This window comes from Leisingera thetidis (assembly GCF_025857195.1).
GTDB classification, from domain to species: domain Bacteria; phylum Pseudomonadota; class Alphaproteobacteria; order Rhodobacterales; family Rhodobacteraceae; genus Leisingera; species Leisingera thetidis.
In genome coordinates, this window is sequence record NZ_CP109787.1 from 3,555,794 (window position 1) to 3,567,617 (window position 11,824).

Annotated in this window: 15 protein-coding genes; 7 read left to right on the forward strand and 8 right to left on the reverse strand. The window is 66.8% G+C overall.

What is annotated here, in order from left to right; all coding sequences use genetic code 11:
• The first annotated feature begins 4 nt into the window (after window positions 1-4).
• The 5 genes from OKQ63_RS17135 to OKQ63_RS17155 are packed head-to-tail and all read left to right on the forward strand — an operon-like array spanning window position 5 to window position 4,045.
• Entirely contained in the window at window positions 5-1,093 is a 1,089-nt protein-coding gene (locus OKQ63_RS17135; RefSeq protein WP_264211244.1) for a glycosyltransferase, read from the forward strand.
• The gene (locus tag OKQ63_RS17140) at window positions 1,090-1,674 is read left to right on the forward strand and encodes a histidine phosphatase family protein (RefSeq protein WP_264211245.1); all 585 of its coding nucleotides are present in this window, start codon (window positions 1,090-1,092) and stop codon (window positions 1,672-1,674) included. Before OKQ63_RS17135 ends, OKQ63_RS17140 begins: the two co-directional genes overlap by 4 nt.
• Complete coding sequence (locus tag OKQ63_RS17145; RefSeq protein ID WP_264211246.1) at window positions 1,674-2,810, forward strand: glycosyltransferase family protein; 1,137 nt, start codon at window positions 1,674-1,676, stop codon at window positions 2,808-2,810. The genes OKQ63_RS17140 and OKQ63_RS17145 overlap by 1 nt, the downstream gene beginning before the upstream one ends.
• On the forward strand, window positions 2,807-3,565 hold the full coding sequence (locus OKQ63_RS17150; RefSeq protein ID WP_264211247.1) for a polysaccharide deacetylase family protein: 759 nt from the start codon (window positions 2,807-2,809) through the stop codon (window positions 3,563-3,565). Before OKQ63_RS17145 ends, OKQ63_RS17150 begins: the two co-directional genes overlap by 4 nt.
• The gene (locus OKQ63_RS17155) at window positions 3,566-4,045 is read left to right on the forward strand and encodes a class I SAM-dependent methyltransferase (RefSeq protein ID WP_264211248.1); all 480 of its coding nucleotides are present in this window, start codon (window positions 3,566-3,568) and stop codon (window positions 4,043-4,045) included.
• A gap of 78 nt (window positions 4,046-4,123) precedes the next feature.
• Here the strand turns inward: OKQ63_RS17155 and OKQ63_RS17160 are convergent, their stop codons facing one another.
• Window positions 4,124-5,266 (reverse strand): alpha-D-ribose 1-methylphosphonate 5-triphosphate diphosphatase, encoded by a 1,143-nt coding sequence (locus OKQ63_RS17160; protein ID WP_264211249.1) that lies wholly within the window; start codon window positions 5,264-5,266, stop codon window positions 4,124-4,126.
• A gap of 50 nt (window positions 5,267-5,316) precedes the next feature.
• Between OKQ63_RS17160 and OKQ63_RS17165 the strand changes: the two genes are divergently transcribed.
• Complete coding sequence (locus OKQ63_RS17165) at window positions 5,317-6,000, forward strand: DUF1045 domain-containing protein (protein WP_264211250.1); 684 nt, start codon at window positions 5,317-5,319, stop codon at window positions 5,998-6,000.
• Here the strand turns inward: OKQ63_RS17165 and phnN are convergent.
• The 7 genes from phnN to phnG are packed head-to-tail and all read right to left on the reverse strand — an operon-like array spanning window position 5,982 to window position 10,997.
• A complete protein-coding gene (gene phnN / locus OKQ63_RS17170) occupies window positions 5,982-6,542 on the reverse strand; it encodes a phosphonate metabolism protein/1,5-bisphosphokinase (PRPP-forming) PhnN (protein ID WP_264211251.1) in 561 nt (186 codons plus the stop codon). The two genes, OKQ63_RS17165 and phnN, sit on opposite strands and share 19 nt — an antisense overlap.
• A complete protein-coding gene (phnL, locus tag OKQ63_RS17175) occupies window positions 6,539-7,222 on the reverse strand; it encodes a phosphonate C-P lyase system protein PhnL (protein WP_264211252.1) in 684 nt (227 codons plus the stop codon). The genes phnN and phnL overlap by 4 nt, the downstream gene beginning before the upstream one ends.
• A gap of 10 nt (window positions 7,223-7,232) precedes the next feature.
• Window positions 7,233-8,003 (reverse strand): phosphonate C-P lyase system protein PhnK, encoded by a 771-nt coding sequence (gene phnK, locus OKQ63_RS17180; RefSeq protein WP_264211253.1) that lies wholly within the window; start codon window positions 8,001-8,003, stop codon window positions 7,233-7,235.
• Complete coding sequence (locus OKQ63_RS17185) at window positions 8,003-8,860, reverse strand: alpha-D-ribose 1-methylphosphonate 5-phosphate C-P-lyase PhnJ (RefSeq protein ID WP_264211254.1); 858 nt, start codon at window positions 8,858-8,860, stop codon at window positions 8,003-8,005. The genes phnK and OKQ63_RS17185 overlap by 1 nt, the downstream gene beginning before the upstream one ends.
• Window positions 8,857-9,957: a carbon-phosphorus lyase complex subunit gene (locus OKQ63_RS17190; protein WP_264211255.1), complete on the reverse strand. Its 1,101-nt coding sequence runs from the start codon at window positions 9,955-9,957 to the stop codon at window positions 8,857-8,859. Before OKQ63_RS17190 ends, OKQ63_RS17185 begins: the two co-directional genes overlap by 4 nt.
• A gap of 3 nt (window positions 9,958-9,960) precedes the next feature.
• Entirely contained in the window at window positions 9,961-10,545 is a 585-nt protein-coding gene (gene phnH, locus OKQ63_RS17195; protein WP_264211256.1) for a phosphonate C-P lyase system protein PhnH, read from the reverse strand.
• The gene (phnG, locus tag OKQ63_RS17200) at window positions 10,545-10,997 is read right to left on the reverse strand and encodes a phosphonate C-P lyase system protein PhnG (protein WP_264211257.1); all 453 of its coding nucleotides are present in this window, start codon (window positions 10,995-10,997) and stop codon (window positions 10,545-10,547) included. Before phnG ends, phnH begins: the two co-directional genes overlap by 1 nt.
• Before the next feature lie 107 nt (window positions 10,998-11,104).
• On the opposite strand from phnG, the gene phnF reads away from it, so the two are divergent.
• Complete coding sequence (gene phnF, locus OKQ63_RS17205) at window positions 11,105-11,818, forward strand: phosphonate metabolism transcriptional regulator PhnF (protein ID WP_264211258.1); 714 nt, start codon at window positions 11,105-11,107, stop codon at window positions 11,816-11,818.
• Window positions 11,819-11,824: the final 6 nt, after the last annotated feature.

Sequence of the window (11,824 nt, forward strand, 5' to 3'; positions counted from 1 at the left end):
CCCCATGCAGCCGGGAACCGGAAAGCGGATTGCCTTCTACGCACCAATGAAGCCGCCGCACCACCCGGTGCCCTCCGGCGACCGCGAAATTGCCCGCAACCTGATGGGGCTGCTCAGCAGCAGCGGAGCAGACGTCCGCTTGGCCTGTGACTTGCGGACCCATGACAAACATGCAGACCCAGAACTGCAGGCCCGCCTGCGGCGGCAGGCGGCGGCGGCATCTGCAAGGCTGATCGCAGATATGCCCGAAACGGATCTCTGGGTCACATACCACAACTATTACAAGGCCCCGGATCTGATCGGCCCCGCAGTGGCGCGCGCCCGCGGCATTCCCTATGTGCAGATCGAATCCACCCGCGCCAGGAAACGGCTGACCGGCCCATGGAGCAGCTTTGCCGAAGCCGCCCACACCGCCGCCGATGCCGCGGCGGCGATCTTCTACTTCACCGAGCAGGACCGCTTTGCGCTGGACCGCGACCGCTGCGGCAATCAGGCCCTGTCCCGTTTACCCCCCTTCCTGCCGGCCGATGAATTGCCCGCCGCATCTGCTCTGGACGGGCCGATGCTGGCTGCCGGCATGATGCGGGCAGGCGACAAGCTGGCGTCCTACCGCATCATTGCGGAGACCCTTGCCCATATGCCCGGCGGCTGGAGGCTGGACATTGCCGGCGGCGGCCCGGCCCGCCCGGACGTGGAAGCGCTGATGGCCCCCTTTGGCAGCAAGGTCCGTTTTCTCGGCCAGCTTTCCCGCAAAGAACTGGCTGCAGCCTATGCCCGTTCCGCCCTGTTTCTGTGGCCCGGTATGAATGAAGCCTTCGGCATGGTCTATCTTGAGGCGCAGGCGCACGGGCTGCCGGTTGTTGCCCAGAACCGGTCCGGCGTCCGGGACGTGCTGAAACCCGGCAGCTACCCGGACCCGGAGCAGGGCTCTGCTCCGCTGGCCCGCCTTGCGGGAGCCCTGCTGGCAGACCCGGAATTGCGCAAGGAGCACGCCGCGCAGGCCCGGGCGTTCATTGCCCGCAACCACCTCGCCCCGGCGGCCGCTCTGCGGTTCTGGCGCACCGTCACACCGCTGTTGGAAGGTTCCGCATGATCCGGCTCGCTCTGCTGCGCCACGGCCACACCGCCTGGAACCGCGCGGGCCGCATCCAGGGGCGCAGCGACATTCCACTGGACGAACAGGCCCGGGAGGAGCTGCGCCGCTGCAGCCTGCCCGCAGAGTGGGCGCGGGCAGACCTTTGGTCCAGCCCCCTGCAAAGGGCGGCAGAGACCGCCGAACTGGTTGCAGGCCGCCCGCCCCGCATCGCTCCCGAATTGACCGAGATGAATTGGGGAGACTGGGAGGGCCGCCACGGTCTGGACCTGAAGGCAGACCCGGACAGCGGTTTTCGCGATATCGAGGAGTGGGGCTGGCACTACCGCCCGCCCGGCGGCGAAACCCCGGCAGAGGTCTGGGCCCGCATAGACCCCTGGCTCGGCACGCTGGCACAGGATACGGTTGCGGTGTGCCATATCGGCATCATGCGGATGATCCTGGCCCGGGCGCATGGCTGGGATTTTCAGGGCCCTGCCCCGTTCCGCATCAAGCGCAACCGCCTGTTTGTGCTCGAAATCGACGGTCCCGCCCTTATCCCCTGGACGGAACCCGTGCGGCTGATTCGCGAGGAAACGTGATGAAAACCCTGATCGCCGTCACTCATCTGCTGGGCACCGGGCATTTGTCCCGCGCGCTGACACTCGCACGTGCCTTCGCGGCTGCCGGACATCAGGTTCGCGTCGTCTCGGGCGGGTTCCCGGCGCCGCAGCTCAACGCGGACGGGGTCGCTGTGACCCAGCTGCCGCCGCTGCGCTCTGACGGGGTGGATTTCACCCGGTTGCTGGGGGAGGACGGGTATCCGGCAGATGGAAGCTACCTGGGGCGCCGCCAGGCCGCGGTGTGTGCTGCGCTGCGGGACATGCAACCCGATGTGCTGATTACCGAGCTCTACCCCTTTGGCCGCCGCTCCCTGCGCCAGGAGTTCCTTGCACTGCTTGAAGCCGCCCGCGCGATGCCCCGGCCCCCGGTGGTGCTGTCGTCGATCCGCGACATCCTCGCGCCGCCATCCAAACCGGAGAAGGCCGAAAAGACCGACGCGGTGATCGGCCGCTTCTACGACGCGGTGCTGGTCCACTCCGACCCGGCCGCCACGCGGCTCGATACCAGCTGGCCCGTCTCGGAGATGCTGGCCGCCAAGCTGCGCTATACCGGCTATGTCGCGCCTTCCGCGGCCGGCCCCCACCCGGAACAGGCAGGCCGCGGCGAAGTTCTGGTCAGTGCGGGCGGCGGCAGCGTCGGAACGCCGCTCTACCGGGCGGCGCTGGACGCCGCCAGACTGATGCCGGACACCCCCTGGCGCCTGCTGGTGGGCGGCGCCGACGCGGCGGACCGGATTGCTGGATTTTCCGCCGCGGGCTCCCCCGCCGTCCTTGAACCCGCGCGCAAGGATTTCCGCCAGATGCTCTCCCATGCGGCGGCCTCCGTCAGCATGTGCGGGTACAACACCGCGCTGGACCTTTTGCAGGCCGGAACCCCTGCGGTGCTGGTGCCCTTCGATGCCGGAAACGAGACCGAACAGGGCCTGCGCGCCGCCAGCCTTGCCCCGCTGAACGGCTTTGAGGTGGTCAAAACCGCGGCCCTCACCCCCACTGCGCTATGCGCTGCGGTCAAAGCGGCATTGCGCGCGCCGCCGCGGGTGGCAGGCGGTTTCCGGTTTGACGGCGCTGCCCGGACCGTGGAGATTGCTGCGGAACTGGCAGGAGGGCGCGGATGACATTGGACTGGAGCGGACTGAACCGGGAGCTGGAACACTGGCAGGAGGCGGGACTGACCCTGCCCTTGTGGTGGCGGGACGACGACGCAATGTCCCACTCGACCGAACTGGAACGCCTTGCTGCACTGTCCGCCCGCCTTGATCTGCCCGTGCATGTTGCCGTCATTCCGCATGGCGCCACGCCCGATCTTGGCCGTTTTGCCGCCGCCAATCCGCAGCTGATCCCGGTGGTGCATGGCTGGTCCCATCAGAACCACGCCCCCGCCGGAGAAAAGAAGGCTGAATTCGGCGCGCACCGCCCGCTGGAGGAAATGCTGGAGGACGCCGAACGCGGCCTGAGCACGCTGCAGGAGTTGTTCGGCGCCAGCCTGCGGGCGATGTTCGTGCCGCCCTGGAACCGCATCAGCCCGGACATGCTGACCTGGCTGGCCGGCTCCGGATACACGGCCATCTCCACCTTCACTCCCCGCAAATCCGCAAAACCTGCCCCCGGCCTGCTGCGGGTGAACACCCATCTGGATCCGGTCGACTGGAAAGGGAGCCGCAGCCTGCTTCCGCCGGAGCAGCTGATTGCCCAGGTTGCCCGCCAGCTGCGCGACCGCCGCACCGGCGAAGCGGACAACGGCGAACCTTACGGCCTGCTGACCCATCACCTGGTGCATGACACGGCCACCTGGGACTTCATCGCCGCGCTTGCTAGACGCCTGCTAGACGGCCCCGCCGAAGCCTGGATCTATGATGAGAGGATGTCCTGAATGAGCCGCCTGGATTCAATGCTCCGCCGCCTCACCGCCCAGCGCAACGGGTTGAACTGGGCCGCAGAGCAAGTCAGCGCACTGGGTGGCGACGTGCTGGACATGGGACTTGGCAACGGGCGCACCTATGACCATCTGCGCGAAACCCTGCCGGACCGGCGCATCTGGGTGATCGACCGGGTGCTGCAGTGCCACCCGTCCTGCGTGCCGCCTGAACAGGATTTCCTGCAGGGCGAGGCAAAACCGATGCTGGAACGGCTTGCCTCCGAAGGCCGGAAGATCGCCCTGGCGCATTATGATTTCGGGTTCGGGATCAAGGAGAAGGACGTTGCCGAAGCCGCCGCCCTGTCGCCTGCCATAGCCCGTGTCATGGCCCCCGGCGGCCTCATCGTCTCGGGCCAGCCGCTGGCAGAATTCGAGGAGCTGGACGGACCGGCAGGCATCGCCCCCGGGCGCTACATGTTCTACCGGGCCGGCTGAAACCGGCCCGGGCCCCAGGGCCAGGCAGCGCCCGCCCGGAACGGCCGGGCGCTTCACCGCTTCCGTCCGCCCGGCGTCTCAGGCCACCCGCAGCCCGCGCGACCAGACCCCGCGCAGCGCCGCTACACCTGCTGTCTCCCGGAACCGTATCAGGTCGGCGCGCTTGCCGATTTCCAGCCGGCCGCGATCGTCCAGGCCCACCGCACCGGCAGGGGCATGGGTCACTGTGCCCAGACCGCGGGCCATGTCGCCCCACAGCCCGCCCAGCCGGATCGCCGCCATCAGAAGAGCAGCCGGCACGTAATCCGATGACAGGATATCCAGCAGTTCCAGTTCCGCCAGTTCATGCGCCGCGACATTGCCGGAATGCGAACCGCCCCGGATCAGGTTGGGCGCGCCCATCATCACCTTGATGCCATGGGCATGACAGGCCTGCGCCGCCTCTGCCGTGGTCGGGAATTCGGCCAGGCGGATACCGTGCCCGGCCGAAACCGCCACCTGCCCTGCCGTGGTGTCATCGTGGCTCGCCAGCACCGCGCCGAACCGCTTGGCCGCCTTCACCGCCTCCGCTTCATGCAGGTCGCCATATGTGTCGCGCAGCTCCTTCAGATGCGCGATATGGGCTTGGAATGCGGCGTCATCGAACCCGTGCTTGCCCTTCACATACTGTTCCAGCTTGGAAATGTCCCGGAACTGCCGCTGCCCCGGCGTGTGATCCATCAGGGAGACCAGGCCGACCCGGTCGGCGGCGCCGAAAGCCTCCAGCTCCTCCACCAGCGAGTCCGAGCACACTTCGGCCCGCAAGTGCAGGAAATGCGAGATCTTCAGCGCGTCCGCAGCTCTCAGCTCCAGCAGTTCGCTGGCCAGCCCGCGGGCATAGGCGCCGTAGCGGCTTTCCTTGCGGCTGATCGAGCCCACCCGCATTGCATCAAACACCGTGGTGATGCCCGTGCCGGCCAGTTCCGCATCATGCGCAATGATCGCGCTGGCATGCGGCCAGTTCACCTTGGGCCGCGGCTGTATATGGCGCTCGAGATTGTCGGTGTGCAGCTCAACCAGGCCCGGGCTGACATAGTCGCCGTCACAGTCGACAGCCCCCGGCGGCACCGAAGTTCCTCCGGCAATATCGGCAATCTCGCCGCCTGCGATCTTCACGCTGCCGATCCGGGTCTCGTGCGGAAGCACCAGCGTGGCATTGGCAAGGATCAAGTCTTCTGTCATCTGAACTTCACATCTTTCGAGCTATGGAAGGCCACGTTTAGGAGGCCAATGTGACATTCACGCGATACGCGATCTATTTCGTTCCCCCCGCCGATGCCCAGTGGAGCCGTTACGCCGCCAGCTGGCTGGGCTGGGACATGGAGGCCGGGTGCGGGCTGACCCATCCGGCAGAGACCGGGCTGGACATCGCGGCGATTACCAGCGTGCCGCGAAAATACGGGCTGCATGCGACGCTGAAGCCGCCGATGCGCCTTGCCGGCGGGCAAAGCCAAGCGACGCTGGAAGACGCCTGCGCAGCGCTGGCTGCCGCGCAGCAGCCAGTTGCGCTGGAGGGGCTGCACCTTGCCCGGCTGGGCCGCTTTCTGGCGCTGTGCCCCTCCGGCGGGGTGACAGGCCTGAACGCCCTGGCCGCCGCCTGCGTGACGGATCTGGACCGGTTCCGCGCGCCGCAGACGGAGGCTGAACTGGAGCGCCGCCGCGCCGCCGGGCTGAGCCCGGAGCAGGAAAAGAACCTGTCCCGCTGGGGCTACCCTTATGTGCTGGAGCAATTCCGTTTCCATATCACGCTGACCGGCAAACTGCCCAAGTCCCAGCTGCCCGCAGTGGAAAACGCCCTCGACGCGCATCTGATCCCCCTGCTGCCAGCGCCGTTTGAGATCCGCGATCTGGCGCTGGCCGGCGAGGCGCCGGATGGGCGGTTTCACCTGATCCAACGCTATCCCCTTTCCGCCTGAAGCGCTGTCAGCGCGGTATTCACCGCCGCGCTGAGCGCACCGCTGTTGTCGATTTCGCAGACATTGCGCAGCCCCTCGGGCAGCGGCATAGCCGCCCGCGCCAGCCGCCGCCGGACCTCATCGGCACCCTCCCGCCCGCGCGATGCGAGCCGCCGGGCCAGCACATCCGGCCGGGCGGTGACCGACAGCACGATCAGGCCGCCGAACACCTCCTGCGCTTCCAGCAGCACCCCGCGGGAGAGGTTCACGAGAACGCCGCCTGCCCCTTGCCGCAACTTTTCAATGTCGCGCGGGATGCCATAATGCAGCCCGTGCGCCTGCCAGTGCAGGGCAAAAACACCGCTTTCCGACAACGCCGAAAACTCGGCCCCGGTTACCGGCTGGTAGTCCTCGCCGCCCGCCTCCGGCGCGCGGGTGATGACCCGCCGCATGATCTGCAGGCCCGGCCCGGAGACCGCAAGCGCCGACATCAGGCTGTCCTTGCCGACACCGGACGGGCCGACCACGGCGATCACCGGCCCTTTTGCGGCGCCGCCGGTCATGCGGCGCTCCGGGGAGTGAAGGCCGAAACATCGATAAACCTGTCACAGACCTGTTCGCGGGCGGCCTCGTCATGGAAGATGCCGACGATGGCCGCGCCGCGCGCCTTGGCGCCCTCGATCAGGCTCAGCACCGTGGCGCGGTTTTGCGCGTCAAGGCTGGCGGTGGGCTCGTCCAGCAGCAGCGCCGGGTAGTCATGGGCAAAGCCGCGGGCGATGTTCACCCGCTGCTGCTCGCCGCCGGAAAAGGTTGTCGGGCTGAGGCTCCAGAGCCGTTCGGGGATATTCAGCTGCGCCAGCAGCGAGGCTGCCTTGTCCCGCGCCTGTCCCAGCGGCGTGCCCACGGCCAGCAGCGGCTCTGCCACCACGTCCAGCGCCGGCACCCGCGGCACCACCCGCAGGAACTGGCTGACATAACCCAGCGTCCGGCGCCGGAGCTCCAGAATCTCGCGCGGCTCGGCCCTGGCGACATCGACGCCGCCGACCACAACACTTCCCGAGGCCGTCAGGTAGTTGCCGTAGATCACCCGCATCAGGGTGGATTTCCCCGCGCCGGACGCCCCCGTCAGCCCGGCGCATTCGCCGGGCTGCACGCTCAGGCTGGCGTGTTCCATCACCGGGATTACCGCGCCGCCCTGATTGTGCAGGGTAAAGCTCTTGCTCACGTTCTTCAGTTCGATCATCTCGCCACCCTCAGACTTGCAGCACACTGGAGACCAGCAGCTGGGTATAGCCGTGCTGCGGATCGTCCAGCACCTGGTCGGTCAGCCCGCTTTCCACCACATGGCCGTCCTTCATCACCATCAGCCGGTCGGCCAAAAGCCGCACCACCGCCAGATCATGGGTGACGATGATGGCGCTGAGGCCCATTTCGCGCACCAGGCCGCGCAGCAGGTCCAGAAGGCGCGCCTGCACCGACACATCCAGCCCGCCGGTCGGTTCATCCATGAACACCAGCCGCGGCCCCGTAACCAGGTTCCGGGCGATCTGCAGACGCTGCTGCATGCCGCCCGAAAACGCCGAGGGCCGGTCATCGATGCGGCTGTCCGCAATTTCCACCCGGCCCAGCCAGTCGGCGGCACGTTCGCGGATCGCGCCGTAGTGCCGGTCACCCACGGCCATCAGCCGCTCTCCAATGTTGCCGCCGGCGCTGACGGACATCCGCAGCCCGTCGCGGGCATGCTGGTGCACAAAGGCCCAGTCGGTCCGGCTCAGCATCCGCCGTTCGGGTTCGGACATGGTCACGGTGTCCACCGGCCCGTCCGTCCGGGTGTCAAAGGTCACCTTGCCCCGGTCCGGTGTCAAATGTCCCGCCAGGCTGTTCAGCAGAGTTGATTTGCCCGATCCGCTTTCACCGACAATCCCCATCACCTCGCCGGGGTCGAGATCAAAGCTCACATCCGTGCACCCGATCCGCGCGCCGTAGAACTTGGCGACGTTCTTCACTTGCAGCAATGGTGTCATCACGCGGCCTCCTCACCCAGGCGGCCGCTGTGGCCTGCCTCGCGCCGTGACCGGCAGTAATCGGTATCCGAGCAGACAAACATCCGGTTGCCTGCATCATCCAGGATCACCTCGTCCAGATAGCTGTCCTCTGCCGCGCACAGATCGCAGGGGTGATCGGCCTTGGAGGCTTCAAACGGGTAATCCTCGAAGTCCAGCGAAACGACCCGCGTGTAAGGGGGAACGGCGTAAATGCGCTGCTCCCGGCCTGCGCCGAACAGCTGGATTGCCGCCATCTCCATCTTGGGGTTGTCGAATTTCGGGATAGGCGACGGGTCCATGACATAGCGCCCCTCCACCTTCACCGGATAGGCGTAGGCCGTGGCAATTGCACCGTGCTGGCTGATGTCCTCGTAAAGTTTCACGTGCATCAGCCCGTATTCCTGAAGGGCGTGCATCTTGCGGGTCTCGGTTTCCCGCGGCTCCAGAAAGCGCAGCGGCTCCGGGATCGGCACCTGATAGACCAGAATCTGATCTTCGCTCAGTTCCGCCTCGGGGATACGGTGGCGGGTCTGGATGATGCTGGCCTTCTCTGTTTCTTCAGTGGTTGCAACGCCCGCTGTTTTTTCAAAGAACTTGCGGATCGAGACCGCGTTGGTGGTGTCATCGGCGCCTTGGTCTATCACTTTCAGCGTGTCGTCCGGCGTCAGCGTTGCCGCCGAGACCTGCACGCCACCGGTGCCCCAGCCATAAGGCATCGGCATCTCCCGGCTGGCAAAGGGCACCTGATAGCCCGGCACAGCGAGCCCCTTGAGGATCGCCCGGCGGATCATCCGCTTGGTCTGCTCATCCAGATAGGCAAAATTGTAGTCGCTCATTCCGCAGCCTCCTGTGCTGCAAGGTTCTCCGCCAGTTCCGCCGCCTCGCGGCGCAGTTTGCGGACCAGCTCCAGCTCGGACTGGAAATCGACGTAATGCGGCAGCTTGATATGCTCCAGGAAGCCGGTGGCCTGAATGTTGTCGGCATGGCTCAGGACAAACTCCTCATCCTGCGCGGCGGCTCCGACGTTGTCCTCGCCCAGTTCTTCCCAGCGCAAAGCGCGGTCAACCAGTGCCATGGCGATCGACTTGCGTTCCGACTGGCCGAACACCAGACCATAGCCGCGGGTGAACTTCGGCGGCACCGTCTTGGAGCCCTTGAACTGGTTCACCGTCTCGCATTCGGTCAGCTCCACCTCGCCGATCCCGATGGCAAAGCCCAGCTCCGGGATCTCCATCTCGACTGGCACGCTGCCGATGCGCAGCTCGCCGACAAAGGCGTGGTTGCGCGCATAGCCGCGCTGGGTCGAATAGGCCATGCCAAGGATGAACCCCTCATCCCCCCGGGTCAGCGACTGCAGCCGCACCGCCCGGCCCGCCGGAAAGGCCATCGGTTCGCGAGTGAGATCGCCCGGCACCGCGTCCGAGGACGGCTCGCGCTCGATGATGTCCTCGCCTTGGAGGAACTCGGTGATATGCGGTGTGGGTTCCCGGTGCGGCTCGGCAATCGGCGCTTCCGCCGCCTCACCCTCCGCTGCCAGTTTGAAATCCAGCAGCCGGTGGGTGTAGTCGAACGTCGGCCCCAGCACCTGCCCGCCCGGAGCGTCCTTGAAAGTGGCGGAGATCCTGCGGTCGCAGGCCATCGCGCCGGTGTCCACCGGCTGCGTGTAGCCAAAGCGCGGCAGGGTGGTGCGATAGGCGCGGATCAGAAAGATCGCCTCGATCAGGTCGCCGCGCGCCTGTTTGATCGCCAGCGCCGCAAGGTCCGGATCATACAGAGACCCTTCCGCCATCACCCGGTTTACCGCCAGGCTCAGCTGCTCGCGGATCTGCGGCAGGCTCAGTTCCGCCACGGCTGTGTCGCCGCGACGCTCTTCGGCCAGCCAGGCATGGGCGTTGTCAATCGCCTGCTCGCCGCCCTTTACAGCAACATACATCGCTCAGGCCTCCGCTGTGATTTGGGTTGAACGCGGCAACGCAGTCGCCTGTGTTCCCGCGGTAAAGAAGAAATCCACACCCAAGGGGTAAAGATCCGCATTGTTCTGGAACGCGGCCAGTTCCGGCAGCTGCATCCGGGCTGTGTCCCGGATGCCCGGACCGCTCAGCGCCGCGTTCAGCGTCCCGAATTCCGGCATTTCGACAATCAGCGTTGCGGAACGGTCCGGATATTCCGGCGTGCCGGTGCGGAAGCGGCTCAGAGGCATCAGCGCGGCCCAGCCGCCCAGAGCGAAATCCGCCTCTTCCGCCGCCACAACCGGTGCGCCGGTATGGAAGGCCAGCCAGCCGCGCAAGGCTTCGCTGTCCGCATCCGGGGCCAGATAGACACCGGTTTCCGGATCGCACAGCGTCAGCAGCAGGCTGCCGGCCGCCACCGAGATGCCCGCCGGCGGCTCGGCACCGGTGATTTCCTCAATCCGCCCGGGGCGCGCCATCGCATTCATCGCTGCGCGGAAGGCATGTGCCGAGGCTACCGGAGGATTGCTGAAACCGCCGGCATAGGCGGCGTTCTGCAGATGTGCGCCCATCAATCCTCTCCCCGTACCATGGTAAAGAATTCGACCTTGGTCGCTGCCGCCTTGGCCGCCCGGGTGTCTTTGCGGGCCTGCTGCTCTGCGGCCAGCGGCGCCAGCACCCCTGCGCGTACTTCTGCCGCTGCGCCGGTCTGCATCAGCGCATCGATCCGGGCCGCGATCCCGGCCTTGGCCTTGCTGCGGCCCTGCACATACCCGTGCCCGACGGTGCCGTCCTCCAGTGACACGGTGCAGCGGGTAACGGTCATCTCCCCCAGGTTGAAGGGTGCGCCGCTGCCGCCCATGCGGCCCCGCACCATGACGCCGCCCGTCTCCGGCGCGCGCAGCCAGTCACAGGCGGGATCTGCCCCGAAGCCCTGCCACAGTTCTGTCAGCCGGGTCTCGTCGGCAGTGGCCAGCAGGCTCATCCAGCGCTTGCGGTCCTCTGCGGAAAAAGTCGTGTTCATCTGTCAAAGCCTCTTGGCCAGGTTGTCTACATTACCTATACAACTAGACAAATGTTACCCGAGTCGCCATCGGCGGCGCAATCCAAGACTTGTGAAAGTTCCGTGACATGGCCCGCACCCCCGTCTGGAAATCCATTGCCATCGCACTGACCGACGACATTGCCCAGGGCCGCTACGGGACCGGCGGCAAGTTGCCGCCCGAGGCGCAGCTGTCCGCGCGCTTTGGCGTCAACCGCCACACGGTCCGCCGGGCGCTGGCTGATATGGCGGAACAGGGGCTGGTGCATGCGCGCCGCGGTGCAGGCGTGTTCGTGGCGGCCAAGCCTGCGGACTACCCGATCGGCAAACGGGTGCGGTTCCACCAGAACCTTGCCCGCGCGGGGCATACCCCCGCCAAGAAGGTCCTGATGCTGGAAACCCGCGCCGCCGGGGCGCACGAGGCGGAGGCCCTGGCGCTCACCCCCGGCGATCCCGTGCATGTCTATGACGGGCTGTCATTTTCCGATGGCCAGCCAATCGCGCTGGCCCAGGCCGTGTTCCCCGCCGCGCTGCTGCCGGGGCTGTGCGAGGCGCTGGCGGAGGACAGCTCGATCACCAATGCCCTGCGGCACTGCGGCGTGGAGGATTACACCCGGCTGGAAACCCGCATCACGGCCAAGCTCGCCACGGCCACCCAGGCGCTGCATCTGCGGATTGCCGAAGGCGCTCCGGTCCTGCGCACCACGTCGGTCAGCGTCGACACCAACGGCACCCCGGTAGAGTTCGGCCGCACTTGGTTTGCGGGCGACAGGGTTACCCTGACGGTCGGCGGTGACGAATGAACGCAC

Excerpts from the sequence above, each read along its gene's own strand:
- OKQ63_RS17190 (WP_264211255.1), bottom strand. The coding sequence starts at position 9,957 with ATGTATGTTGCTGTAAAGGGCGGCGAGCAGGCGATTGACAACGCCCAT.
- phnN (WP_264211251.1), bottom strand. The coding sequence starts at position 6,542 with ATGACCGGCGGCGCCGCAAAAGGGCCGGTGATCGCCGTGGTCGGCCCG.
- phnH (WP_264211256.1), bottom strand. The coding sequence starts at position 10,545 with ATGGGCGCACATCTGCAGAACGCCGCCTATGCCGGCGGTTTCAGCAAT.
- OKQ63_RS17155 (WP_264211248.1), top strand. The coding sequence starts at position 3,566 with ATGAGCCGCCTGGATTCAATGCTCCGCCGCCTCACCGCCCAGCGCAAC.
- OKQ63_RS17150 (WP_264211247.1), top strand. The coding sequence starts at position 2,807 with ATGACATTGGACTGGAGCGGACTGAACCGGGAGCTGGAACACTGGCAG.
- phnK (WP_264211253.1), bottom strand. The coding sequence starts at position 8,003 with ATGACACCATTGCTGCAAGTGAAGAACGTCGCCAAGTTCTACGGCGCG.
- phnF (WP_264211258.1), top strand. The coding sequence starts at position 11,105 with ATGGCCCGCACCCCCGTCTGGAAATCCATTGCCATCGCACTGACCGAC.
- OKQ63_RS17145 (WP_264211246.1), top strand. The coding sequence starts at position 1,674 with ATGAAAACCCTGATCGCCGTCACTCATCTGCTGGGCACCGGGCATTTG.
- phnG (WP_264211257.1), bottom strand. The coding sequence starts at position 10,997 with ATGAACACGACTTTTTCCGCAGAGGACCGCAAGCGCTGGATGAGCCTG.
- phnL (WP_264211252.1), bottom strand. The coding sequence starts at position 7,222 with ATGATCGAACTGAAGAACGTGAGCAAGAGCTTTACCCTGCACAATCAG.
- OKQ63_RS17140 (WP_264211245.1), top strand. The coding sequence starts at position 1,090 with ATGATCCGGCTCGCTCTGCTGCGCCACGGCCACACCGCCTGGAACCGC.
- OKQ63_RS17135 (WP_264211244.1), top strand. The coding sequence starts at position 5 with ATGCAGCCGGGAACCGGAAAGCGGATTGCCTTCTACGCACCAATGAAG.
- OKQ63_RS17185 (WP_264211254.1), bottom strand. The coding sequence starts at position 8,860 with ATGAGCGACTACAATTTTGCCTATCTGGATGAGCAGACCAAGCGGATG.
- OKQ63_RS17160 (WP_264211249.1), bottom strand. The coding sequence starts at position 5,266 with ATGACAGAAGACTTGATCCTTGCCAATGCCACGCTGGTGCTTCCGCAC.